This window comes from Phytopseudomonas dryadis (genome assembly GCF_004327355.1).
Lineage (GTDB): Bacteria > Pseudomonadota > Gammaproteobacteria > Pseudomonadales > Pseudomonadaceae > Aquipseudomonas > Aquipseudomonas dryadis.
This window is the reverse complement of the sequence record NZ_QJUM01000033.1, coordinates 37,995-59,852: the sequence shown is the minus strand read 5'-3', so window position 1 is coordinate 59,852 and position 21,858 is coordinate 37,995. Positions and strand designations below refer to the sequence as shown.

The following is a 21,858-nucleotide window of genomic DNA, read 5'->3' as shown; positions in this document are numbered from 1 at the left end:
GATGTTCCCGGGAAACGATGCGGCATGGTAACGGAAGCCGCCTTCTGCCTCTAGTTTTGCTGATGGATGCCCAGGACAATCGCGCTACGCGCTCGAAGAGCCGAAAACAGCGCTGGAAGGCTGAAGGCTTAGCGAAAAGCAGCCCGAGCACGCAGGAAAACAGAGGTTTCTCGTTCAGCCCTCCAGCCTCCAGCGCTTTTCATCGAGTGTCTTTCACACGATGACGCCATAGCGCGGTTGCTCTGGATGGATGCCCTCGATCGCTTTGCGTACAGTGGCACTTTCCATGGACGAGAAACGCGCTGTGTTCAACACCCTTTATCTGCGTATCGCCTGTAACCACCTGCACATGACCCATCTGGAAAGCGGCCGTGAACAGGAACTGCACGCCGACCCGCCATTCAGCAACGTGCGCCTGCTGGTTGCCGACTACCCACTCGCCGAACACCTGATCAAACGCCTGATGCAGGCGCTGCTGCCCAGGCGCTTCCTGCGCCTGAGCCTGCCGCCACGTATGCTGATGCACCCCCTGGAGCGGCTGGAAGGCGGTCTGTCCATGGTCGAGGAGCGGATGCTGGTCGAGCTGGGCAGGGCTAACGGTGCGCGCAAGGTCGTGGTGCATGTCGGCGAGACGCTGGACGCCGCCGGTGTGCGCGCCAGACTGGCGCGGCCATGTGCCTGATCGTGCTCGCCTGGCGCCCGGGCCATGCCCTGCCGCTGCTGGTCGTGGCCAACCGCGACGAGTTCTACGCTCGCCCCAGCGCCGGCCTTGGCGAGTGGGCCGATAGCCCCGGGCTGGTCGCCGGCCGCGACCTGCAGGCCGGCGGCACCTGGCTGGGCAGCAGCCCCGGCGGGCGCTTCGCCGCCCTGACCAATATCCGCGACCCGGGCGCCGTCCAGGGTTCGCGTTCGCGGGGCGAGCTGCCGCTGCGCTTTCTGCGTGACGACCAGTCGCCCGAGCGCTTCCTGAACGGCCTGCGCGCCGAAGCCGACGACTACAGCGGCTTCAACCTGCTGGTCGGCGATCGTCAGCAGCTCTGGCACTTCAACTCCCACAATGGCCAGGCCCGCGCCCTGCCCGCCGGCATCCATGGCGTCTCCAACGCCGACCTGGACACGCCCTGGCCGAAGCTGCAACGTGCCAAGGCGGCGCTCGCCCAGGCGCTGGACGGGGCCGACGAGGAACGCCTGTTCGCCCTGCTGGGCGATCGCGAAAAACCCGAAGACCACGCGCTGCCGGACACCGGCGTCGGCCTGGCCACCGAACGCCTGCTGTCCAGCGTATTCATCGCCAGCCCGAACTACGGCACGCGGGCCAGCACCCTCGTGCAGCTCCATGCGGATGGCTCACGGCGCCTCCGCGAGCGCCGCTTTGGCGTCGATGGCGTGCCCTTGGGCGAAACGAGGTTCGAAGGCTAGCGGCCAGTCGCGGATGCGCTGTTCAAAGGCGGAAGCGGACGGCCGATAAGAGCGCTAGAGGCTGGAGGCTGAACGACAAGCAAACCGCATAGGCTCTTTCGTCCAGCTTTCCAGCTCGTAGGATGGGTGCAACCCATCGGCGATTGATGGGTTTCACCCATCCTACGGCTGCTTACGCCTGCAAACAGCCATGCGCCCTGGCCGCTAGTTCGTAGGGTGGACGACGCTTCATCCGTCCACCGCTCTACCATCGCAATGGTGGATGAAAAGAGCGTCATCCACCCTACGCGCTTTTAACTTGTCGCTTGAAGCTTGCAGCTTATGGCTTCTTTCGCCTGCAAACAGCCATGCGCCCTGGCCGCTAGCCATTCAGGCCGGCACGATGCGGGTCAGTTGCGCCAGCAGTTCCAGGTCGGTGCTCATCCCCGAGGTCTCGCGAATGCGGGCCAGGATCTCGCGCTTGAGGGCGAGGAATTCCGTGGACAGTTTCATGTCCTGGTTGCGCTCGGCGGGCAACGGCACCTCGTAGATGCTGTCGATACGCCCGGGACGCGGGGCCATCAGCACCACCCGGCCGCCGAGGTAGATCGCCTCCTCGACATCGTGGGTGACGAACAGGATGGTGCTTTTCTCCAGGCGGTGCACATGGCGGATCAGGTCGTGCATGACTTCGCGGGTCTGCGCATCCAGCGCGCCGAAAGGTTCGTCCATCAGCAGGATCTGTGGCTTGGGCATCAGCGCGCGGGCGATCGCCACGCGCTGCTGCATGCCGCCGGAGAGCTGGTTGGGGTAGGCCGCGGCGAAGGCCGACAGGCCCATCAGGCTGAGCAGCGCATCGGCCCGGCCGCTGGCCACTTCCACATCGGCGTCGCCGCGCACGGTGTCGGACACCACCTTGAGCTGGCGGCAGAACTTGATGTTGTCCATCACCTTCAGCCAGGGGTACAGGCTGTAGTGCTGGAAGACCATGGCGCGGTCGATGCCGGGGCCGTCGACCGCCCGGCCATCGACCAGGATCTCGCCGACGCTGTGCCGCTCCAGGCCGCCGACGCTGCGCAGCAGGGTCGACTTGCCGCAGCCGGAGGCGCCGACGAAGGTGATGAACTCGTTGGCGCGGATGTCCAGGTTGACGTCCTGCAGCGCCTGGACCTGACGCTCGCGGCTCTTGAACACCTTGCCCACGTGACGAATGCGGATCTTGCTGTCGCTCATGGCGCTTACCTCTTCAGCCAGGGGAAGGCCGCGCGGCCGAGCCAGCGGAACGCCTGGTCGGTGAGCAGGCCGATGATGCCGATCAGCAGAATGCCGGCGAAAATCTTGTCGGTGTGCATGTAGCGCTGCGCCTTGAGGATGGCGTAGCCGAGGCCGGAATTGGCCGCCACCAGTTCGGCCACCACCAGGTAGGTCCAGGCCCAGCCACAGGTGATGCGCAGGGTGTCGAGCAGCGCCGGGCGCGACGACGGCAGGATCACCAGCTTGACGATCTCGCTGCGCGAGGCGCCCATGGTCTGTGCCGCCTCGATCTGCGCCATGGGCACGCGGCGCACGTCCTCGGCCACCATCAGCACCATCTGGAAGAAGGTGCCGATGAAGATGATGAGGATCTTCGAACCTTCGTCGATACCCACCCAGAGCATGATCAGCGGAATGAACGCCACCGCGGGCATGTAGCGGATGAAATCGGTCAGCGGTTCGAGAAAGGCCTGTACCGGACGATAGGTGCCGATGTACAGGCCCAGCGGCAGGGCCAGCAGCGCCGAGGCGCCGAAGCCGCCCATCACCCGCCACACGCTGATGCCGATATCGGCGAGCAGGCCTTCCTCGCTCCACCAGCGCCCGACCCGCGCCAGCACGGCCTCGGGACCGGGCATGAACAGCGGATTGGTCAGGCCCAGCGCCGTGCACACCCACCACAGCAGCAGCGGCAGGCTCAGCCCGGCGACAGCCAGGCCCCATATGGCGGCGCGCGGCAACTCGCCGCGAATCACCCACCAGCGCGGCCGGGCCGGTGCCGTCGCGGCCTCGCCGGCGGTGGGCAGGGATTGATGGACGGTCATGAGCGGGCTCCTGCGCGGGGGAAAACGGGTTCGCTGCACGGCTGCCAGCCGCCCACGGGCGGTTGCGCGCCCAGGCCGGCCAGCACGGCGGGCCGCAGCAGATCGGCGGGCGAATCAGGCTCGAGGGTCGCCGGCAGCAGCGCCTGGCCGCCGCGCGTGGGCAGGGTCGACAGCTCGATGCGCCAGGGCTGTGCGCCGCCCCCATGGCGGCCGAAGGACAGCTCGAAATCGAGCAGGGCCTGCGGCTGCGCGGCCACGGCCAGCAGCTCGGCCAGCGACCCGGCGGTCGGCGGCGCTTGCGCCCGGCCGGCGGCGAACAGGAAACAGTCGCCAGCCAGCAGCAGGCAACCCTGGCGGCCATCGTCCGCCACCAGCCAGGTGCCCCAGTTGCGGCCGATGGACGCGGGCAGGCGCTCCCAGACTTCGTGGTAGCTGCCGTCGAGGCCGTCCTCGAGCAAGCGGTCGGGCCGTTCGAAGCGCATGCGTCCGATATCCTCCCGGCCATTCGGCGGCTGGAAGTCAATGGCGCGGTGCCACTGGCAGATATCGCCATCGACGGTGGTGACGCCGGCAAACCCGGCCTGCTGCGCCCGCTCGACGGCACCGTTCGGCAATGGCTGCGGCACGCGCAGGTCGGCGAACAGCCGTCCGGTCTGCAACCAGTAGACCCGGGTGCTGGTGTCGCGCAGGCCATCGCTGGTGGTCAGCAGGGTGCGCTGCCACACGCCGAGGTAACTATCGGGTACCCGCTTCATCGTTGCCCCTCCCATTCGGCGAGCAGTGTGTGGCTGTCCAGCACCCGGCCGAACAGGCCACCTTCGACCTCGACCATGGCCAGCGCCGCTGCGTGCAGCTGCGGGTACGCCGAACCACAGGCATCGCCGACCAGGGTGCAGGCGTAGCCGCGATCCACCGCGCTGCGCAAGGTCGAGGACACGCAGACCTCGGTGGTCACGCCGCAGATGATCAGCTCGCGGATGCCGCGATTGCGCAGCACCAGATCCAGGTCGGTGCTGGCGAAGGCGCTGTAACCGGGCTTGTCGATCACCGGTTCGGCGGCCAGCGGTTGCAGCTCGTCGATCAGGTCGTGGCCGTATTCGCCACGCACCAGCAGCCTGCCCAGCGGCCCGGGCTGACCGATGGGCGCGCCGGAACGCGCGGCGCGCAGGCGCTTGGGCTCGGCCAGGTCGGAAAGATCCGGGCGATGCCCTTCGCGGGTGTGCAGCACCAGCAGGCCACGGGCGCGGGCCGCGTCCAGCAGGCGGCGGATGGCCGGGATCGGCGCACGCAACCGTTCGATATCCAGACCGGCCCGAGCGGCATAGCCGCCCGGCGAGCAGAAGTCGCGCTGCATATCGATGATGATCAGTGCGTGCGCAGCGGCGGCGGCTAGTGCGGCCGTAGGTGCGGCGCTCGGCGCCCCGCTCACAAGCCGAACTCCTTGCGCACGGCGGCGGCGATGCCCTGGCCGATATCGCGGGCCATGCGCGCGCCCTTCTGCGCCGTCGAGCCCCTGGCCGAGGACAGCACGCCGGACGGCGGCACCCACGCGGTGCGGCTCGGGTACATGTCGTAGGGCGGGAAGTCGGCCGGCGCGTCGTCGGGAATCAGCTCGAGGCGCACCAGGTGCGGCAGGTAATGCAGCATCAGCGAGGTTTCGATCAGCGCGGCATGCTCCAGGGCGAAGCCGGGGAAGCCATCGGGAAATACCTCGGCCAGGGTCTGCTCGGTGCAGAAATCCCAGTGCTCCAGGCGCATCACCTCGAGCCGGGTCGCCGGCCCCAGGTCGCGCATGGCCAGCTCGATGCCTTCGGTGACGAACCACTGGTTCTCGTAGTGGCCGTCGACCAGCACCAGGCGCGTCACGCCGTGCCGGGCGAACTCGCGCACGGCATCGCGCACCAGGGCGATCAGGGTCTGCCCGTCGAGGCTGGTGGTGCCACAGAAATGGTTGCCGCCGCCGCACTTGGGCTGCGATTTGTAGCCGTAGGACAAGGCCGGGGCGACCAGGCCGCCGACCTGCGCGGCGACCTCCTCGCACAGCGCGCTGGCCAGCAGCGCATCGGTGCCCAGCGGCAGGTGCGGGCCGTGCTGCTCGGTCGCGCCACAGGGCAGGAACACCACGGGCGACTCCTCGCGCACCCGGCGCTCGTACTCGACCCAGCTGAGTTGGTCCATGCGTATGCTCATGGTTTGACCTCACGTAAATGCGTGGAAGAAGCGCGCGATGGGCGCTCGGCGAGCAGCGCGGCGGCCAGCACCAGCGTGCCGCCACACCATTCGCGCAAGCCCAGTTCGCGCTCGCCGAACCAGGCGGCGGTGAGCACCGCCACCACCAGTTCGATCACCACCAGCACCGCCGCGCGGCTCGCCTCGACATGGCTGAAGCCGTACTGCGCGGCGCTCATGGCGACCAGCCAGAACAAACCGAACAGGCCGACCTGCAGCCACAGGCCGGGGCTGACCGGCGGCAGCGTGACGTTCTGCTGCAGGCAGAACAGCCCACCGAGCAGGGCGGCGCCGACGAAGGCCGCCACCGCCTTGCTGGCCAGCGGCACCCGGTCGGCGGCGCGGGTCGCCAGGTTGTTGCAGGCAAACGCCAGGCCGGCGGACAGCGCCAGCCAGTCGCTGCCGGCGAGCGGGCGGAAGGTCTCGGCGCTGAGCCCCAGGGTCAGGGCGATGCCGGCCATGGCCAGCAGCAGGGCGACGACGCGCATGACGTCGAGCCGTTCGCCGAGCAGCAGCCAGGCGCCGAGCAGCCCCCACACCGGCGCCAGGTAGAACAGCAGCATGGCGCGGATCACATCGCCCTCGGAGAGGGCGCCGACCAGGCCGGCGGTGGCCCAGCCGCCGCCCAGGCAGATCATCGCCAGGGCACGTCGTTGCGGCCACCAGGCGCGCTGCTGCGCGGCCAGGATCGGCAGCGCCAGCAGGCACAACAGAGCGTAGGTGTAGAGCACCACCGGCATGCCGGCCAGCCCCTGCCCCGCCAGGTGCTGCAACGGCAGCCAGCCCAGGCCCCAGAAACTGGCGCCGAGCAGCAGGACGACCTCCGGCTTCAGCCAGGCCATGTCAACCTCCCATCCAGGCACCGCCATTGGCGCCGAGCATCTGCCCGTGGAAGAAGCTGGCCCCCGGCGACACCAGGAACAGCACCGCGGCGGCGATCTCTTCCGGGCGGCCAAGGCGGCCGGCCGGAATGTCGCTTTCCCTGGCGATCATGTCCGCGCTCATGTGCTCGGCCGACACCATCGGTGTATCCACCGGGCCCGGCGCCACCCCGTTGATGCGGATATGGGGCGCGAATTCGCGGGCCAGGGACTTGGTCAGGCCGATCACCCCGGCCTTGGCCGTGCAGTAGGCGGCGTAATCGGCGCGGCCCAGGTGACCGAGTTCGGAGGCGATGTTGACGATGCAGCCGCACTGGCGGACCTGCATATGGCGCAGGGCATGGCGGCAGCAGCGGTACACGCCGTGCAGGTCGACGCCAAGCACATGGGCCCAGTCCGCCTCGTCCGTGTCGACGAAGGGTTTCTCCAGAATGACCCCGGCGTTGTTGACCAGAATATCCAGGTCACCCGCCTGCAGAATATGCGCGAACATCGCCGCGACCTGTGCCGCATCGGCCACGTCGGCCTGTACCGCGCGGGCCTCACCGCCGCTGGCGGCGATCTCCGCCAGCAGGGCATCGGCCGCCGGTTGCCGATCGAGGTGGTTGACCCAGACCCGGGCACCGGCCTGCGCCAGCGCCACGGCGATGGCCCGGCCGATGCCCTGGGTGGCGCCCGTCACCAGCGCGGTCTGTCCTGCCAGAGGCGCGTTCAATGCATCACCTCGCCATGACTGACCGACAGCGCCTGGCCGGTAACCGGCGCGGCCAGGCTGCTGCCGAGAAACAGGAAGGTGCCGGCCAGATCGGCTGGCGTGAGCAGTTCCGGCACCGCCTGGGCGGCGAGGATCTGCGCCAGTTCGTCGGCCACGCGGGCCAGTGCTTCGGCATCACGGTCGAGCAGTTCCAGGGTCGCGCCCTGCTCGGCGAAGGCGCGCGCCAGGCCCCGACCGATGCCGCTTCCCGCGCCGCTAATCAGGACCTGTTTGCCGCGATAGTCGATCATCGTCACACCGCCGTCAGGAAGGACACGCCAACCGCGCCGTAGAAGCCGTCGGCGCGCTGCGTGCCGGTGCTGCGAACCTGGCCGTAGTCGTCGTCGATGACCCGGCGCAGGCGGTGCTGGTGGAAGCTTTTCAGCAGCAGGCGCATCGGCAGCACCTGGCCATAGTCGTCGCCATACAGTTCGCGATGCAGCTTGCGCAGGCGATACCAGGGCGCCACCGGCTTCGCGTGGTGGGCGTTGTGGTAGGCGAAGTTGAGCAGCAGCAGGTCGAGCACCGGCCAACGCACGGAGACCACGTTGCTGTAGGTGTTCATCTGCTCGTAGGCACGGTCGCGGAGCTTGTCCCCGGGGATCGCGCCGTTGTCCTCGAGCACCGCGAAGGCGTCGTAGGTGTGCTGGTAGGCATCGGTGAAGCGCAGCACGGTGAGCATGAGCGACCAGGCCACGAAATAGAGGATCGCCGCCTTCACCGAGACGGCCGCCAGCAGGCCGAACAGCGCCAGACGCAGCAGCAGGGTCAGCGCCACCCTGCGGCGGTTGGCGCGGTGCTTGGGGTTGTCGGTGATGAACGGCAGGACGATCACGTACCCGTGCATGATCAGCTCCACCGCCGGCACGTAGGCCCATTCGGCGGCCAGCACCCCTTTGCGTACCCAGCCCGGGCAGTGCCGGTTGAGGAACACCTTGGTGTCGAAGGTGAGCACGTCGGCGCGGTCGACGTGGTGGCGCATGTGCTTGCGCCGCAGGTCCTGGAAGCCGGCGTAGCAACTGCCGCAGATCCAGCTGGCGACCTCGCCGGCCCAGTCGTTGTGCCTGGGTTTGGCGAAGATGGTGCCGTGGGCGAATTCGTGGATCAGGTAGGCGGCGACGATCATCGCGTGGCCCAGCAGCAGCGTGCCGGCGGCGTTGGCCAGCCAGCTGTCCGCGAGCAGCAGGGCCACGCCGGCGGCATAGCCACCGAGTGCGTAGGCAATGGCCAGGCTGTTGGCGACACGACCGTCGGCATAACGGTAGAGCTGAGTAGACATGGTTCTCTCCGAACAGGAGGATGGCGCGTTGGCTGGGTGGCGCGTCGCTCACCCAGCGTTCGGACGTGGCGCCCTACTGCGCCAGCGCCTCGACGAACTGCGCGTCGAAGGTCGTGGCGAAATCGGGAATGGCCGGGATCTGGCCGTTGTCCTTGAGCAGCGTGGCGATCACCGCGCCACTGCCGAAGAACGAACTGGTCTGCTCGGACTGGACGAAGTTGTTGCCCATCTCCGCCAGCGGGATGTTGTACACGCCGCTCATCTGCTCCTTGGCTTCCTCGGCGCTGACGCCGAGCACCTTGCCGATGATCGCCGCCGCTTCGTCGGGGTGGCTCTGCATATAGGCCAGGCCATCGAGGTAACCCTGCATCATGGCCTTGATCGCGGCGGGTTTCCTGGCAATCACCTGCTCGTCGAACACCAGCACGTCGGTGATCAGGCCGGGCGCATCCTTGGACGAATACACCACATGGAACTTGTCGCCGGGCATGCCGAGAATCTGCGACACGTTGGGTTCGTAGGTCACCCCCACCGGCAGGCTGCCGGACGCCATGGCCCCCGGGATGCCTTCGGGCGTCATGTTGATCGGGCTGATGTCCTTGTCCGTCAGGCCGTTGACCTTGAGCGCGTAGGCCAGCAGGAAATCGGACGGCGACAGCGGGTTGAAACCCACCTTGCGACCCTTGAAGTCGGCGACCGAGGTGATCGACTTGTCCGCGACGATGGCATCGCCGCCATTGGAGAAGTCGATGGGCATCACCACCTTGTGCTTCAGGCCCTTGGCCACACCGCCGACCACCTGGTCGTAGGTGAGCATGCCGCCGTCGAGGGCGCTGCCGAGCATGGCCGAGGGAATCAGCGCCGGGTCATTGAAGAACTGCAGTTCGACCTGGAGGTCGTGGGCCTTGTACAGATCCAGCGCGTCGGCGACGTAGAACGGCCCGTAACCGGCCCAGACGACGGTGCCGATCTTGAGTTTTTCCAGGGCATGGGCGGTGAAGGGCAGCACACCGAAGACGGTGGCCAGGCTGGCGCAAAGCAGGGTCTTGTGCAGCGAACGCAGGGACAGCGGGGTCATGGCAAAGCTCCTACACGTTGGATATCGGCACGGGATGACATCACGTCCTCCCGGGCTTTTATCCCGCCGTGTAGCCCTGCTCCCTAGGGCCGGAAAACTCTCGGACCAGCACCAACCTCGCGGTCGATCGGAACCCTAGTTCGCCTCTGCTGAAACTCCACTGTGCCATGCGTCATGAGCGCTTGCGTACCGGCTGGACCGACGCGCTGACTCATCCCGTCTGCATGGGTCATAGCAAGTCCGGTGCCAGCCCGCGCAGCCGGCTCATGGGAGCCTGGAAAAAGTCTTTTGATACAGCGCCTTGGCTTCCGGCGGCGAGCCCGGCGAGCAAACCATGGACGCCACCAGCCAGCGGCCCCCTGCACCAGCGCAAGGCGCACCGCTTGCTTTAGGTGCAGTTGGCGCCATACGCGCGCCGGACGCCTCAGTCACCACCCATGGCGAAGTTGGGCAGGCTGTCCAGCGGTTGGCTGAACTCGAAGTCAAGGACGCAGGCCTTCTGTATACTTCGGTCCCTAGGGTCTCATCGCTCGCGAAGCGCCCATCCGTTCTCCACGCGGCCTTCCATGCCGTAATCGCCTACTGATTCCATGTCGCTCAACATCGCCTCCATCAATATCGAACGCTCCAGACACCTGCCGCGAGTCGAGGCCTTCGTGAGTCATGAACGCCCGGACCTGCTCTGCCTGCAGGAGCTCTGCGAGCGCGACATTCCATTCTTCGAAGCCCTGATGGGCGGCCGCATGTCCTTCGCGCCAATGGTGCGCTATCCGGGTGAAGGCCCTTCAGATGTGGTCGGCATCGGCATGATCGCCCACGCAGAAGCGTTGACGGACGTGGTCGCCGAGTATTACTCGGGCAGTGCGCAAAGCATTCGCGAAATAACCTTCTTCAGCACGCAAGGCCAGCGCACTGCCGACCCGCTGAGCATTGCCGAAGTCATGCTGACCGCCACCGTCCGGGGCTTGCGCATCGCCACCACCCATCTCAACGTGACCCCGCTCGGCACCTCCACGGCGTACCAGCGGGAGAGCGCCGGCAAGCTGATCCGTCTGGCCCAGACACAAGCGCAGCAGGCTGGCGGCCTGCTGCTGGCAGGCGACTTCAACGCCCCGCGCGGCCGCGCCACCTTCGACCTGCTCACCGCGCACTTCATCGATGGCATACCGGCGCACTACACCAGCAGCATCGACGGCTCACTGCACCGCGCCGGAGACATTCCGTTCATGGTCGACGGGCTGTTCCACACGCCGGGCTACCGGCTGGAAAACGCCCGCCTGAGTACTGGCGTCTCCGACCATTGCGCTCTCAGTTGCCGCTTGAGCAAAGCCTGATGCGCCGTGGTACCGGCACCTATCCATAGGGCACTTGAAAACGGCTTGGGTTGCCGAGTGCCTCAATCGCCACCCACGGCGAAGTTGGGCAGGCTGTCCACCGGCTGGCTGAACTCGAAGGGAATCGACTCCAGGGCCAGGCCGACATTGCGCTGCACCACGAAATGCAGGTGCGGGCCGGTGCTGTTGCCGGTATTGCCCGAGCGGGCAATCGGCATGCCGGCGCTCACACGCTGCCCCTCGCGCACATTCACCGAGCCTTGCATCAGGTGCAGGTAGACACCCATGGTGCCGTCGTCATGCAGGATACGCACGAAGTTGCCGGACGGGTTGTTGCCGCGTCCGCTCTGGGCATTCTCGGTCTTCACCACCACGCCGGCGCGCGCGGCGACGATCGGCGTGCCCTCGGGCATGGCGATGTCCATGGCGTAGCGGCCCTTGGGCGTGAAATGGCTGTACTGCCCGTTGGCCCCCTGGGTCAGGCGGAACGGCCCGCCCTGCCAGGGCAGCGGGTACTGTTTCTGGGTCGGCAGCAAGCGCGGATCGCCCAGGGCGTAGCGCAGTTTCGGCGTGTAGCGCAGCGGCCTGGCCGGGTCCCGTGGCGCCAGCGTGGCCAGGCGGATCTGGCTGCGTGGCGGCAGGATCCAGTTGATCGGCTGCGCGGGCGCGCCCGTGGCATTGTCGACCTGCTCCAGCTTCAGCTCGACCTGCACGGGCGCGTACAGGTCGTTGCGCACCAGCAGGGTTTCCCCGGCCGCGTGCTTGCGCGTTTCCAGCTTCACCTGGTTGTCCAGGCGCTCGACCATGCGATCACTGAAGGTGAACACCTTGGCGCCGGGCGCGGCCTGGTCGCTATAGGTGACCACGCCATTGGCGTCGGTGTACTTGTAGATGGTCAGCGCGCTCGCCTGACAGGCGAGCGCGAGCAGCCCCATGAGCAATGCGATGCGCCCTAGCATAACGACCCGGATACATTGATTTATTAAGTAATTGGCGAGCCAAGACTAGCAGCGTCCCGAACGCCGGGCGACTGCATCCTTGACGCTTTGCGACAACCGGCACAAGATCCGCCGCCATTGCGCTGCAGTCGGCACAAGAGCGCCATGCCAAAGCCTTCCATTCGACCTAAGTCCTAGGGGCAGAAGCGCTGCCAGGGACTAGACTGCCGCCCCCTTATACCCGCCTGTTTTCCGAGGTTTTGCATGTACCGTGATCGCGTGCGCCTGCCTGCGTTGCTGGACAAGGTAATGACGGCGGCCGATGCCGCCGCCCTGATCGAAGACGGCATGACCGTCGGCATGAGCGGCTTCACCCGCGCCGGGGAAGCCAAGGCCGTACCCCAGGCCCTGGCCGAGCGCGCCCGCCAGCGGCCGCTGAAGATCAGCCTGATGACCGGCGCCAGCCTGGGCAACGACCTCGACAAGCAGCTCACCGAGGCCGGCGTGCTGGCCCGGCGCATGCCGTTCCAGGTCGACAGCACCCTGCGCAAGGCGATCAACGACGGCACGGTGATGTTCATCGACCAGCACCTGTCGGAGACCGTCGAGCAACTGCGCAACCACCAGCTCAGGCTGCCGGACATCGCCGTGATCGAGGCGGTGGCCATCACCGAGCAGGGGCACATCGTGCCGACTACCTCGGTGGGCAACTCGGCCAGCTTCGCGATCTTCGCCAAACGGGTGATCGTCGAGATCAACCTGGCGCACAACCCCGACCTCGAAGGCCTGCACGACATCTACATTCCGACCTACCGGCCGACCCGCACGCCGATTCCGCTGACCCGGGTCGACGACCGTATCGGCGGCACGGCGATCCCGATCCCGCCGGAGAAGATCGTCGCCATCGTCATCAGCAACCAGCCGGACTCGCCGTCCACGGTGCTGCCGGCGGATAGTGAGACCCAGGCCATCGCCGATCACCTGATCGACTTCTTCAAGGGCGAGGTCGCCGCCGGACGCATGGGCAACAACCTCGGCCCGCTGCAGGCCGGCATCGGCAGCATCGCCAACGCGGTGATGTGCGGCCTGATCGAGTCGCCGTTCGAAGGCCTGACCATGTATTCCGAAGTGCTGCAGGACTCGACCTTCGATCTGTTCGACGCCGGCAAGCTGAGCTTCGCCTCGGGCAGCTCGATCACCCTGTCGGCGCGGCGCAATGCCGACGTGTTCGGCAACCTGGAGAAGTACAAGAGCAGGCTGGTGCTGCGCCCGCAGGAAATCTCCAACCACCCGGAAGTGGTGCGCCGCCTGGGCATCATCGGCATCAACACGGCACTGGAGTTCGACCTGTACGGCAACGTCAACTCGACCCACGTCGGCGGCACCCGGATGATGAACGGCATCGGCGGCTCGGGCGATTTCGCCCGCAACGCCCACCTGGCGATCTTCGTCACCAAGTCCATCGCCAAGAGCGGCGCGATTTCCAGCGTGGTGCCGATGGTCAGCCACGTCGACCACACCGAGCACGACGTCGACATCCTGGTCACCGAACAGGGCCTCGCCGACCTGCGCGGCCTGGCGCCACGCGAACGCGCCCGGGCGATCATCGACAACTGCGTGCACCCGGATTTCCGGGCCGCGCTGAACGACTACTTCGAACGCGCCTGCGCCCGCGGCGGGCACACACCGCACATCCTGCGCGAAGCCATGGAATGGCATATCAATCTGGAAGAAACCGGGCGCATGATCGCCAGCTGAGGCTGGAGGCTGGAGGCTGGAGGCTGGAGGCTGGAGGCGATTTTGCTCAGGCCCCGCCTCCGTCAAGCTTTTTCGTTCAGCCTCCAGCCTCTGGCGCTCTTATCGACTTCTGCCCCGTAGCCTGGGTTGAGCACAGCGATACCCAGGTGGCACATCCCCGGGTGTCGCTCCGCTCGACCCGGGCTACCAGGCTGAAGCTGGAAGAGGCTGAGACTGTGGCACAACGATGTAAAGGCCTTTCTTATCGCTTCGAGCTGCCTTTAGCCTTCTTCTATCCGATTACGCCCCGCCCGCTTGGCCCGATAGAGGGCCTGGTCGGCGCGCTCGAATACTTGCTCGCTGCGCTCCGCCGCCGCGAAGGCGCTGATGCCGCCGGACAGGGTGATGGTCACCCGCTCGCCACGGAAGTGGAACGGGCACGCCTCGATCGCCGCTCGCAGCGTATCCAGAAGCTGCAGGCCGCCGGCCATGGGCGTCGCGGGAAGCAGCAGGACGAACTCCTCACCACCGAAACGGGCGATGAAGTCGGTCTTGCGCAAACGCTTGAACAGTTCGCCGGCAATGATCTTCAGCACCTTGTCGCCGGCCAGGTGACCGAAGTCGTCGTTGACCCGCTTGAAGTGGTCGATATCCAGCACCGCCAGCAGCAACTCGCCGCCGTAACGCTGCCAGCGCGCCAACTCGAGCTCCAGGCGCTCGCTCCAGGCGGCGCGGTTGGGCAACCCGGTCAACGGATCGAGCAGGGCTTTCTGCCGCTGTTCTTCGAGGTGATCACGGAAGCCCTTGGCCTCCTGTTCCATGCTCGCCACGCGCTCGACCAGCGTCTGCAGGCGTTTGCCGACCAACTGTTCGCGCTCGTCGCGCTGGCGCTGATGCTGCTCCAGGGTGCCGAGCAGACCGCTGAGGCGGTTCTCCACCAGGCCCTTGAGACTGTCCAGGTCAGTGGCCTGCCGCACGCTGCTGTGCAGGCCGTCCACCTGCTGGCGCAGATCGTTGTCCAGTTCGCGAGCGGCATTGGCGGAGTCGGCGTAGTCGTCGTGGACGCCGCGCAGGTTGCCCTGGAAGGTCGCCAGGCGTTCGTTGAGCTGCTTGAGATAGCCCTCGAACTCGCGCTGGCCGACGTCGGCGATGGCCAGCATCAGCACGCCGAGATCGTCCAGCACCGGTACCAGCTCGTACATGTTCAGCCCGGCCTTGATGCGCTGGCGCAGCACATCGGCCTGGGCCTGGTGACGCTCGGGCAGGGGCAGCTCGTCGAGCAGACCGAGCAGCGTGTTCTCGACATGGTTGGCGATCACGCTGTAGCCGGGCTCCGGAACCGGCGGCAAGGCGTAGTGCGGATCGGCGTCGGTCAGTTGCGCGCCGGTCTCGGTCTCGGTCTCGGTCTCGGCTAGCTTCGCGGCATTGGCCGGCATCAGCAAGGCCGGCGACAAAGGCAGGCTATCCAGCGCAATCGTGGCGTGGCGTCCTGTGGTTGCAGCCTCGGGCACAGGCGTGACGATCCGTTCGGCGGCTGGCTCGGCCAACTGTTCGGCAGGCCCGGCCTCGGCAGCGGGCAGGCTTTCGCCCATGCCCGCCGGTACCTCGGCCGGAGCTGCGGCCTGAGCGGGCTGGGGCGCGGGGGGCTCGGGAAGACTCTCCGCTTGCGCCCCCGGCGGCGCCGGAGTGGCGGCATCGCGCGCGCCGAACAGACGCTCGATCAGGCCCGGCCGCTCCACCTGCTCGCGACCCAGAACGGCCAGGGCCTGCTGCTGCAACTGGCCCAGTTCGGCGAGCAGCGCCGGCAGTTCCCGGATCTGCCCGGCCCGGCCGTCGAGTTGCTTGGCGTAGCGCTTCAGCGGCTTGCGCACGTCGCCAGGCAGATCCATCTTGAGCAATTGCGTCACCAGGGCCGCAAGGCCGCCGGCAATCTGTCCGACACGCTGCTGGCGGCGCTGCTCGGAATCGAGCACGGTCTTTTCCAGCCGCGGGATCAGCGCGCTGAGGCCGGCATCCATGTCGTCACGGCGCAGGATCTCGCGCAGCTCCTGCATGCACTGGTCGACCGACTTGTCCGAGCCTTCGGCGGCCAGACTGCTGCGCACCAGGCCACGGCGCAGCAGGTCGATGCGCGCATCCCAGCGGCGCTCGAGCTTTTCCTGTTGTTCGATGCTGGACAGGTACTTTTCCCGCCAGCGCTGGGCGTCGTCGGCCATGCTCAGGGTTCTTGCACGCGGGGCGGTAACGGCGGGTTCAGCGCGTCGGGCAGACGGATTTCCACGGCCACCGGCAAGTGGTCGGAAATCGGCTGGGCCAGCACCTCGAAACGCTCCAGTTCCAGGCAGGGGCTGAGCAGGATGTGGTCCAGGCAGCGTTGCGGGCGCCAGCTGGGGAAGGTCGCCTCGATCTGCGGCGCGAGCAGGCCGAGATCGCGCAGCGGGGAATGCTCCAGCAGATCGCGGGCATGGGTGTTCATATCGCCCATCAGGATCTGATGGCGGTAGCCGCCAATCAGCTCGCGGATATAGGCCAGTTGCAGCGTCCGCGTGCGGGGCCCCAGGGCCAGGTGCATCATCACCACGGCGATGGCGTCATCGCCTTCGCCGATGCGCAGCAGGATCGCCCCGCGACCGGCGGGGCCGGGCAACGGATGGTCTTCCAGAAGGGTCGGGCGCAGACGGCTGAGCAGGCCATTGCTGTGCTGGGCGAAACGCCCGAGGTTGCGGTTGAGCTGCTGGTACCAGTAAGGAAAGGCGCCCAGGCGGGCCAGGTGTTCGATCTGGTTGATGAAGCCGGAGCGCATGCTGCCACCATCGGCCTCCTGCAGGGCCACCAGGTCGTAATCGCCGAGCAGGTGGCCGATGCGCTGCAGATTGCCGGCGCGGCCATTGTGCGGCAGCAGATGCTGCCAGCTACGGGTCAGGTAATGGTGGTAGCGCTCGGTACTGATGCCGACCTGGATGTTGAAGCTGAGCAAGCGCAGTCGTCCGTTTTCCGGCCAATCGCCGCTCAGCACGCAATCCGGGTTGACCTGCGGATCGCATAGGCCAACCTGTCGGGTACCGGATCGGCGACGTAACATGGCGGGATGCTCCGCTGCGGCCGTTTACTGGGTCGCGCGTTCTTTGCCGATCAGGTGATCGGCGACCTGCAGGGTCTGCTCCGGACCACCCGAGGAGGTGATGTCGAAGCGGTACTTGCCGTTGACGATCATCACCGGTACGCCATTGATCTGATAGGCCATGGCCAGTTTCTTGGCCTTCTCCATCTGGCTCTTCACGCCGAAGGAATTGAATGCCTTGAGGAAGGCATCCCGGTCGACACCCTGGGTGACGAGGAAGTCGGCCATTTCATCCGGCGTCGACAGCTTGCGGCCTTCCTGGTGAATGGCGCGGAACACGGCGCTGTGCAGCTTGTGCTCGACCTTCATGCTTTCCAGGGTGAGGAACAGCTGGCCATGAGCGTTCCATACGCCACCGAACAGGGCGGGAATGCGCACGAAGTTGACATCTTCAGGCAGCTTCTCGACCCAGGGATTCAGCGTCGGCTCGAACTGGTAGCAGTGCGGGCAGCCGTACCAGAACAGCTCCACCACTTCGATCTTGCCGGGCTTGGAGACAGGCACCGGGCTGCTCAGCTCGACATACTGCTTGCCGGCTTCGATATCGGCCGCATGGGCGGTCACGCCGAACAGGCTGGCACCTGCAAGAACGGCGGAAAGGATCAGATTACGCATGCTTGACTCCTAACAATGGGGATACTACGCGCAGCTTCGCTTCGACCGGTAGCCACACGGCAGGTTCCTGGCATTGTAGCGGGCTCGCCAACGAAAAAGGCGGTCAAGCCCGCCTTTTTCGTCACAGCAGAAGGACAGCTTCAAGCTAAGAGCAAAGCATCGATCTCATCTTCCGATCCGCTTTGTCTTGCCGCTTGAAGCTCGAAGCTGATTAGTGCAGCCCCTGCACATAGCTGGACAGCGCTTCGATGTCCTTGTTGCTCAGCTTGGCGGCGATATCGCGCATGACCATGCTGTCGCCATCGTTACTGCGGTTGCCCTCGCGGAAGTCGGTCAGTTGCTTGGCGATGTAGTCGGCGTGCTGTCCACCCAGATGAGGATAGCCCGCCGCGGCCAGCCCGGCGCCGTTCGGCAGGTGGCAGCCGATGCAGGCCGGCATGCCCTCGGCCAGCTTGCCGCCGCGGAACAGATCCTCGCCGCGGGAAACCAGCGCGGGGTCCGCAGCACCCACGCTCATCTTCTGGCTGGCGTAATAGGCGGCGACGTCGGCCATGTCCTGCTCGCTCAGGGGCTCCAGCATGCCGGTCATTTCCAGCACCACGCGGTTGCCCGCCTTGATGTCCTGCATCTGCTTGAGCAGGTAGCGCTCCCCCTGCCCGGCCAGCTTCGGGAAATTGGCGGCGGGGCTGTTGCCATCCTGGCCATGACAGGCACCGCAGACGACGACCTTTGCCTGGCCAGCTGCAGCGTCGCCAGCGGCCTGGGCTCCCCCGGTCATGCTCAGGGTCAACAGCAGACTCACGATTGTTTTGTTCATCAGCTAATCCAACTACGGCTAAGAGAGAAGAGTTATGAGCCGGGCGTACTCTCGGCCATCCAGCGGATGGCAGCTCGGTAATCCTCGGCCGTGCAATCCATGCACGAACCACGGGGCGGCATGGCGTTCAGCCCCCGGGTGACGTTCTCCACCAGCACGTCCAACCCTTTGCCCATGCGCACCGCCCAGACAGCCTGGTCGCCCCTTCGCGGCGCCTGCGGCAATTGCCCTTCATGACAGGCCGCACAGGCACGGGCATAGATCGCCTGCGCACCCTGCTCGGCCTGAGCATCGAGACAAAACAGCAACACACCGCCAGCGAGCAACGTTCTTATCATCAGATCGGCCTCATCATGAGGACGGGGCGGCTTCTACGAGCCGATCACCCGGATCCATGCGCTACAACCGTGCTGCGGCCAACCTATAAGCACACAAAACATATGGCATTATATACCGGCACCGGTGAAACGGAAACGCACCCGGCTCCCGCCAGCCCAGGCATGACGGGCTGCGCGCATATGTCGCAAGGGGGCCGCGGCATGACCCTGCAATCACCTCTCAGCGTAGAAGCGCCAGGCGACAATGGCCATTGCCGGGAGCAAGATCGCCTGTCGATCGAACGGCCGCCAGCCGTCGACATCACGGCGATGCGTCAAGCACGGCCCTGTGCGGGCCGTGACGAATGGAAACGGCGGCGCCTTTGCAGCCCCCTCGTCATCAGCGCCCCCCACGCGCGAGCGCCAGCAAGACCCCGAAGCCGACCAGCAGCCCGCCGAAGGCGCGGTCGATCCAATGGCGCACGGCCAGCAGCCGTTCGCGCACGGTGCCCGCCGAGAAGCACAGCGCCACCAGGCCGAACCAGGCCATGTGCGCCACCGAGATGAAGGCGCCATAACCGATCTGTACCGCCAGCGGCGTATCGGGCCGCACCACCTGCACGAACAGACTGACGATGAACACCGTGGTCTTCGGGTTCAGCGCATTGCCCAGGAAGCCGGTGCGCAGCGCCGCCCGATCCGACAACGACGCCAGCGTGCCATCGGCCTGGGCGCCGCCGGGCCTCGCACGCAACATCTTCACACCCAGGCAGATCAGATAGACGGCGCCGACCAGCTTGATGGCGTTGAACAGCCATGGCGATTGCTGGATCAGCAGGCCCACGCCCACCAGGGTGTAGCTGACATGCACCAGCACGCCCAGCCCGATGCCCAGGGCGGTGAGCATGCCGGCGCGGCGCGACAGCATCAGGCTGTTGCGCGTGACCAGCGCAAAGTCCGGCCCCGGGCTGATGACGGCGAGCAAGGTAATCGTGATGACAGCTATCAATTCGGTCATGGCGTATCCTATCGAGAAACGACGAAACGGCACGATGCTACCGACGACAAGCCCCGATGAATAACGATGTTTCCTGACGATAATGGTGAGCCTGGCTCACCATCTGCCGATACGCGACTACCCTCGCTGCTGGCGCTGCGCTGCTTCGCGGCGGCGGCCCGGCTGGAGAACTTCAGCCGGGCCGCCGCCGAGTTGCACCTGACCCATGGCGCGGTCAGTCGCGCTGTGCGCCTGCTCGAAGATGAACTGGGCGTGGCGCTGTTCGAGCGGCGCAGCCGACGCGTGTTCCTGACCGCTGCCGGCCGTACCCTGGCGCGGGCGGTGGACGATGGCCTGGAACTGATGCGCCAGGCCGTGGGCGAATTGCGCGCCAGCGCCAGCCGGGAACAGCGCTGGGTACTGTCGTGCGAGCCGACGCTGCTGATGCGCTGGCTGATCCCACGCTGGCCGGACTTCCAGGCCCGCTGTCCGGGCATCGACGTGCACCTGGTTGCCGGCGGCGGGCCGTTCTCCTTCGGTAGCGGCATCGACCTGGCCATCCGTCGCGACGACTTCCCCTGGCCGGACACCTACCACACCGAACCATTGTTCGCGGAGCAGGTCGGCCCGGTCTGCCGTCCAGACAAAGCGGCGGCCTGGTTTTCTGCGAAGAAAGGCGGCGCCGTGCTGCGGGCTGGCGCCCCTCGCCTGCACACGCACACGCGTTCGGGGGCCTGGCAGGAATGGGCCACTGCTGCCGGGCAAGCCATGCCCGACGCGCCAGGGCAGACCTTCGAGCACTTCTATTTCAGCTTGCAGGCCGCCGTGGCCGGCCTGGGTGTGGCCATCGGCCCCTGGCATCTGGTGCGCGACGATCTGGGCAGCGGCATGCTGGCCGCGCCACTGGGTTTCGTCGAGGATGGTTCACGCTACTGCCTGTTGTCGCCACAGCCATTGCAGCTCGACAGCCCCCAGGCACACTTGCTGGCATGGCTGCGGGCGATGGCCTGAGCCGGAAACGCCACATGGGTGCGGCAGAGCCAATGCCGATCGGATGAGGGGAGGTCGTCCCACCGCCCATTGCGGGGGAAGCAGGCTTTTTGCAGAAGCACCGAGCTCGGCGCGATGCGATCGTGGCCTTCCCAGAAAATCTGCGGGCGACCAGCGATCGCCGCGGGGGCGCGGCTCCTACCGGATTGCAGCAAGCCTGCGTTCGGGTAGGAGCCGCGCCCTCGGGGCGATGGACGGCGGCCATCCCACAAAACCAGCGGTGTGACAGCAATCGCCGCGGGGTCGCGGCTCCCACAGGGCCAGGGCAAACCGCCGTTTTGCGAGCCCAATGCCTAACTGAATGGCATCAGGCATTGCCCCTTTTTTTCGTTCGCCCGATATCAGGCCTTGCAGCTGGCCGGTGCCCAGTCACCCATGTCCGGGTTGTTGCACACGTCGCTGACCAGGGTGCGGCCACGACTGGCCACCTGCTGGCTTTCCTTCTGCTTGGCCTGGGCCTGCTGCAGCGACTGCTCGGTGGTGATGACTTCCTTGGTCACCTTGGCCGTGGCCACCGGCTTGGCCGCGGTCGCCACCTTGGTGGCTTCCGCGCGCGCGACGCCGACGCTTTGCAGATCCTTTTCGTAGGCCTGGGTGTAGGTGCTGATGTTCTCGCCGGTACGACCGTCCACCTTGGCCAGCAGGGCATTGGTTTCGCTCAGACCGCTGACGATTTCCGCCAGGCGCTTGCGGCCATCGGCGTCGCTGACCTTGTTCGCCTTGCGGTCGGCGCGCAGCTGGGTGAAGGCCTGCTGGTAGCAGCTCTGCGCGGCACTGGCGTAACGGATGTTGCGGTCGATGGCCTGGTTGTTGGTGTCGATGTCGGCGGCATAGGAGGCCAGGCGCGCATTGTCGTCGCTGATCTGCTGCTGACGCTGGTTGTAGTAGGCCACCGCACCGCCGGCCAGGGCGCCGCCGGCTGCGCCGATGGCGGCATTGCGGCCACGCTTCTCGTCATCGACCAGGGCACCGCCGATGGCGCCCATCAGGCCACCTGTGACCGCGCCGATCGCGATGCTGCGGCTCATCGCTTCATCCGAACTGCGCAGTTGCTGGACGGGTTCGTAGCACTGCGGGAAGTACTCGACCTTGGTGGTCGCCGCGACCTGGGAGCTGGGCGAGGACAGGCTCGCGCAGCCGGTCAGCAGGACACCGGTGCAAGTGACTGCGGAAAGCAGCGCAGTGCGTATCGAGGAAAAAGCGGGGGCCTTGTTTGGATTTTGCATTGTCGTCGA

At 66.5% G+C, this 21,858-nt stretch carries 23 protein-coding genes and 1 riboswitch; of the genes, 5 read left to right on the top strand and 18 right to left on the bottom strand.

Annotation, left to right across the window (positions count from 1 at the left end):
* Positions 1 to 286: 286 nt before the first annotated feature.
* Together DNK34_RS22060 and DNK34_RS22055 are read left to right on the top strand one after the other, a co-directional pair.
* Positions 287 to 682, top strand: a complete 396-nt coding sequence (locus tag DNK34_RS22060; protein WP_131177356.1) for a hypothetical protein — start codon at positions 287 to 289, stop codon at positions 680 to 682.
* Positions 673 to 1,419 carry an NRDE family protein gene (locus tag DNK34_RS22055; protein ID WP_131177355.1) on the top strand — a complete coding sequence of 249 codons (747 nt, stop codon included), beginning with the start codon at positions 673 to 675 and terminating at the stop codon, positions 1,417 to 1,419. Before DNK34_RS22060 ends, DNK34_RS22055 begins: the two co-directional genes overlap by 10 nt.
* A gap of 369 nt (positions 1,420 to 1,788) precedes the next feature.
* On the opposite strand, the gene DNK34_RS22050 is transcribed toward DNK34_RS22055, so the two are convergent.
* The 10 genes from DNK34_RS22050 to DNK34_RS22005 form a co-directional block, all read right to left on the bottom strand.
* Positions 1,789 to 2,631 (bottom strand): ABC transporter ATP-binding protein, encoded by an 843-nt coding sequence (locus tag DNK34_RS22050; protein WP_131177354.1) that lies wholly within the window; start codon positions 2,629 to 2,631, stop codon positions 1,789 to 1,791.
* Between the two features lie 5 nt (positions 2,632 to 2,636).
* Entirely contained in the window at positions 2,637 to 3,476 is an 840-nt protein-coding gene (locus DNK34_RS22045; protein ID WP_131177353.1) for an ABC transporter permease, read from the bottom strand.
* Positions 3,473 to 4,231 (bottom strand): hypothetical protein, encoded by a 759-nt coding sequence (locus tag DNK34_RS22040; RefSeq protein WP_131177352.1) that lies wholly within the window; start codon positions 4,229 to 4,231, stop codon positions 3,473 to 3,475. The genes DNK34_RS22045 and DNK34_RS22040 overlap by 4 nt, the downstream gene beginning before the upstream one ends.
* Entirely contained in the window at positions 4,228 to 4,905 is a 678-nt protein-coding gene (locus DNK34_RS22035; RefSeq protein ID WP_242675130.1) for a cysteine hydrolase family protein, read from the bottom strand. Before DNK34_RS22035 ends, DNK34_RS22040 begins: the two co-directional genes overlap by 4 nt.
* Entirely contained in the window at positions 4,902 to 5,666 is a 765-nt protein-coding gene (locus DNK34_RS22030) for a creatininase (protein ID WP_131177351.1), read from the bottom strand. The genes DNK34_RS22035 and DNK34_RS22030 overlap by 4 nt, the downstream gene beginning before the upstream one ends.
* The gene (locus DNK34_RS22025) at positions 5,663 to 6,547 is read right to left on the bottom strand and encodes a DMT family transporter (protein WP_131177350.1); all 885 of its coding nucleotides are present in this window, start codon (positions 6,545 to 6,547) and stop codon (positions 5,663 to 5,665) included. Before DNK34_RS22025 ends, DNK34_RS22030 begins: the two co-directional genes overlap by 4 nt.
* A 1-nt stretch (position 6,548) precedes the next feature.
* Entirely contained in the window at positions 6,549 to 7,301 is a 753-nt protein-coding gene (locus DNK34_RS22020; RefSeq protein WP_131177349.1) for an SDR family NAD(P)-dependent oxidoreductase, read from the bottom strand.
* Positions 7,298 to 7,591 carry an SDR family NAD(P)-dependent oxidoreductase gene (locus DNK34_RS22015; RefSeq protein ID WP_131177348.1) on the bottom strand — a complete coding sequence of 98 codons (294 nt, stop codon included), beginning with the start codon at positions 7,589 to 7,591 and terminating at the stop codon, positions 7,298 to 7,300. The genes DNK34_RS22020 and DNK34_RS22015 overlap by 4 nt, the downstream gene beginning before the upstream one ends.
* Before the next feature lie 2 nt (positions 7,592 to 7,593).
* Entirely contained in the window at positions 7,594 to 8,619 is a 1,026-nt protein-coding gene (locus DNK34_RS22010) for a fatty acid desaturase family protein (protein WP_131177347.1), read from the bottom strand.
* A gap of 73 nt (positions 8,620 to 8,692) precedes the next feature.
* On the bottom strand, positions 8,693 to 9,697 hold the full coding sequence (locus DNK34_RS22005; RefSeq protein ID WP_131177346.1) for an ABC transporter substrate-binding protein: 1,005 nt from the start codon (positions 9,695 to 9,697) through the stop codon (positions 8,693 to 8,695).
* A gap of 45 nt (positions 9,698 to 9,742) precedes the next feature.
* Positions 9,743 to 9,847, bottom strand: a riboswitch (guanidine-I (ykkC/yxkD leader).
* Between the two features lie 440 nt (positions 9,848 to 10,287).
* On the opposite strand from DNK34_RS22005, the gene DNK34_RS22000 reads away from it, so the two are divergent.
* Positions 10,288 to 11,031: an endonuclease/exonuclease/phosphatase family protein gene (locus DNK34_RS22000; protein ID WP_131177345.1), complete on the top strand. Its 744-nt coding sequence runs from the start codon at positions 10,288 to 10,290 to the stop codon at positions 11,029 to 11,031.
* Positions 11,032 to 11,093: 62 nt separating this feature from the next.
* Here DNK34_RS22000 and DNK34_RS21995 read toward each other — a convergent pair whose 3' ends face one another.
* On the bottom strand, positions 11,094 to 11,990 hold the full coding sequence (locus DNK34_RS21995) for a peptidoglycan DD-metalloendopeptidase family protein (RefSeq protein ID WP_131177344.1): 897 nt from the start codon (positions 11,988 to 11,990) through the stop codon (positions 11,094 to 11,096).
* Between the two features lie 243 nt (positions 11,991 to 12,233).
* Here DNK34_RS21995 and DNK34_RS21990 point away from each other — a divergent pair, with 243 nt between their 5' ends.
* A complete protein-coding gene (locus DNK34_RS21990) occupies positions 12,234 to 13,727 on the top strand; it encodes an acetyl-CoA hydrolase/transferase family protein (RefSeq protein ID WP_131177343.1) in 1,494 nt (497 codons plus the stop codon).
* 260 nt (positions 13,728 to 13,987) lie between these two features.
* Here the strand turns inward: DNK34_RS21990 and DNK34_RS21985 are convergent, their stop codons facing one another.
* The 6 genes from DNK34_RS21985 to DNK34_RS21960 all read right to left on the bottom strand — a co-directional run bounded on the left by DNK34_RS21985 (position 13,988) and on the right by DNK34_RS21960 (position 19,594).
* Positions 13,988 to 15,922, bottom strand: coding sequence for a GGDEF domain-containing protein (locus DNK34_RS21985; RefSeq protein ID WP_131177342.1), 1,935 nt, complete (start codon positions 15,920 to 15,922; stop codon positions 13,988 to 13,990).
* Positions 15,923 to 15,924: 2 nt separating this feature from the next.
* Positions 15,925 to 16,788 (bottom strand): endonuclease/exonuclease/phosphatase family protein, encoded by an 864-nt coding sequence (locus DNK34_RS21980; protein WP_131177341.1) that lies wholly within the window; start codon positions 16,786 to 16,788, stop codon positions 15,925 to 15,927.
* 24 nt (positions 16,789 to 16,812) lie between these two features.
* Positions 16,813 to 17,442 carry a thiol:disulfide interchange protein DsbA/DsbL gene (locus tag DNK34_RS21975; protein WP_131177340.1) on the bottom strand — a complete coding sequence of 210 codons (630 nt, stop codon included), beginning with the start codon at positions 17,440 to 17,442 and terminating at the stop codon, positions 16,813 to 16,815.
* 211 nt (positions 17,443 to 17,653) lie between these two features.
* Complete coding sequence (locus DNK34_RS21970) at positions 17,654 to 18,259, bottom strand: c-type cytochrome (protein WP_131177339.1); 606 nt, start codon at positions 18,257 to 18,259, stop codon at positions 17,654 to 17,656.
* Between the two features lie 32 nt (positions 18,260 to 18,291).
* Positions 18,292 to 18,597 carry a c-type cytochrome gene (locus DNK34_RS21965; protein WP_131177338.1) on the bottom strand — a complete coding sequence of 102 codons (306 nt, stop codon included), beginning with the start codon at positions 18,595 to 18,597 and terminating at the stop codon, positions 18,292 to 18,294.
* A gap of 379 nt (positions 18,598 to 18,976) precedes the next feature.
* A complete protein-coding gene (locus DNK34_RS21960; protein ID WP_131177337.1) occupies positions 18,977 to 19,594 on the bottom strand; it encodes a LysE family translocator in 618 nt (205 codons plus the stop codon).
* Between the two features lie 66 nt (positions 19,595 to 19,660).
* Here DNK34_RS21960 and DNK34_RS21955 point away from each other — a divergent pair, with 66 nt between their 5' ends.
* Entirely contained in the window at positions 19,661 to 20,584 is a 924-nt protein-coding gene (locus DNK34_RS21955; protein ID WP_131177336.1) for a LysR family transcriptional regulator, read from the top strand.
* 380 nt (positions 20,585 to 20,964) lie between these two features.
* On the opposite strand, the gene tagQ is transcribed toward DNK34_RS21955, so the two are convergent.
* Entirely contained in the window at positions 20,965 to 21,849 is an 885-nt protein-coding gene (gene tagQ, locus DNK34_RS21950) for a type VI secretion system-associated lipoprotein TagQ (protein WP_131177335.1), read from the bottom strand.
* Between the last annotated feature and the right edge of the window lie 9 nt (positions 21,850 to 21,858).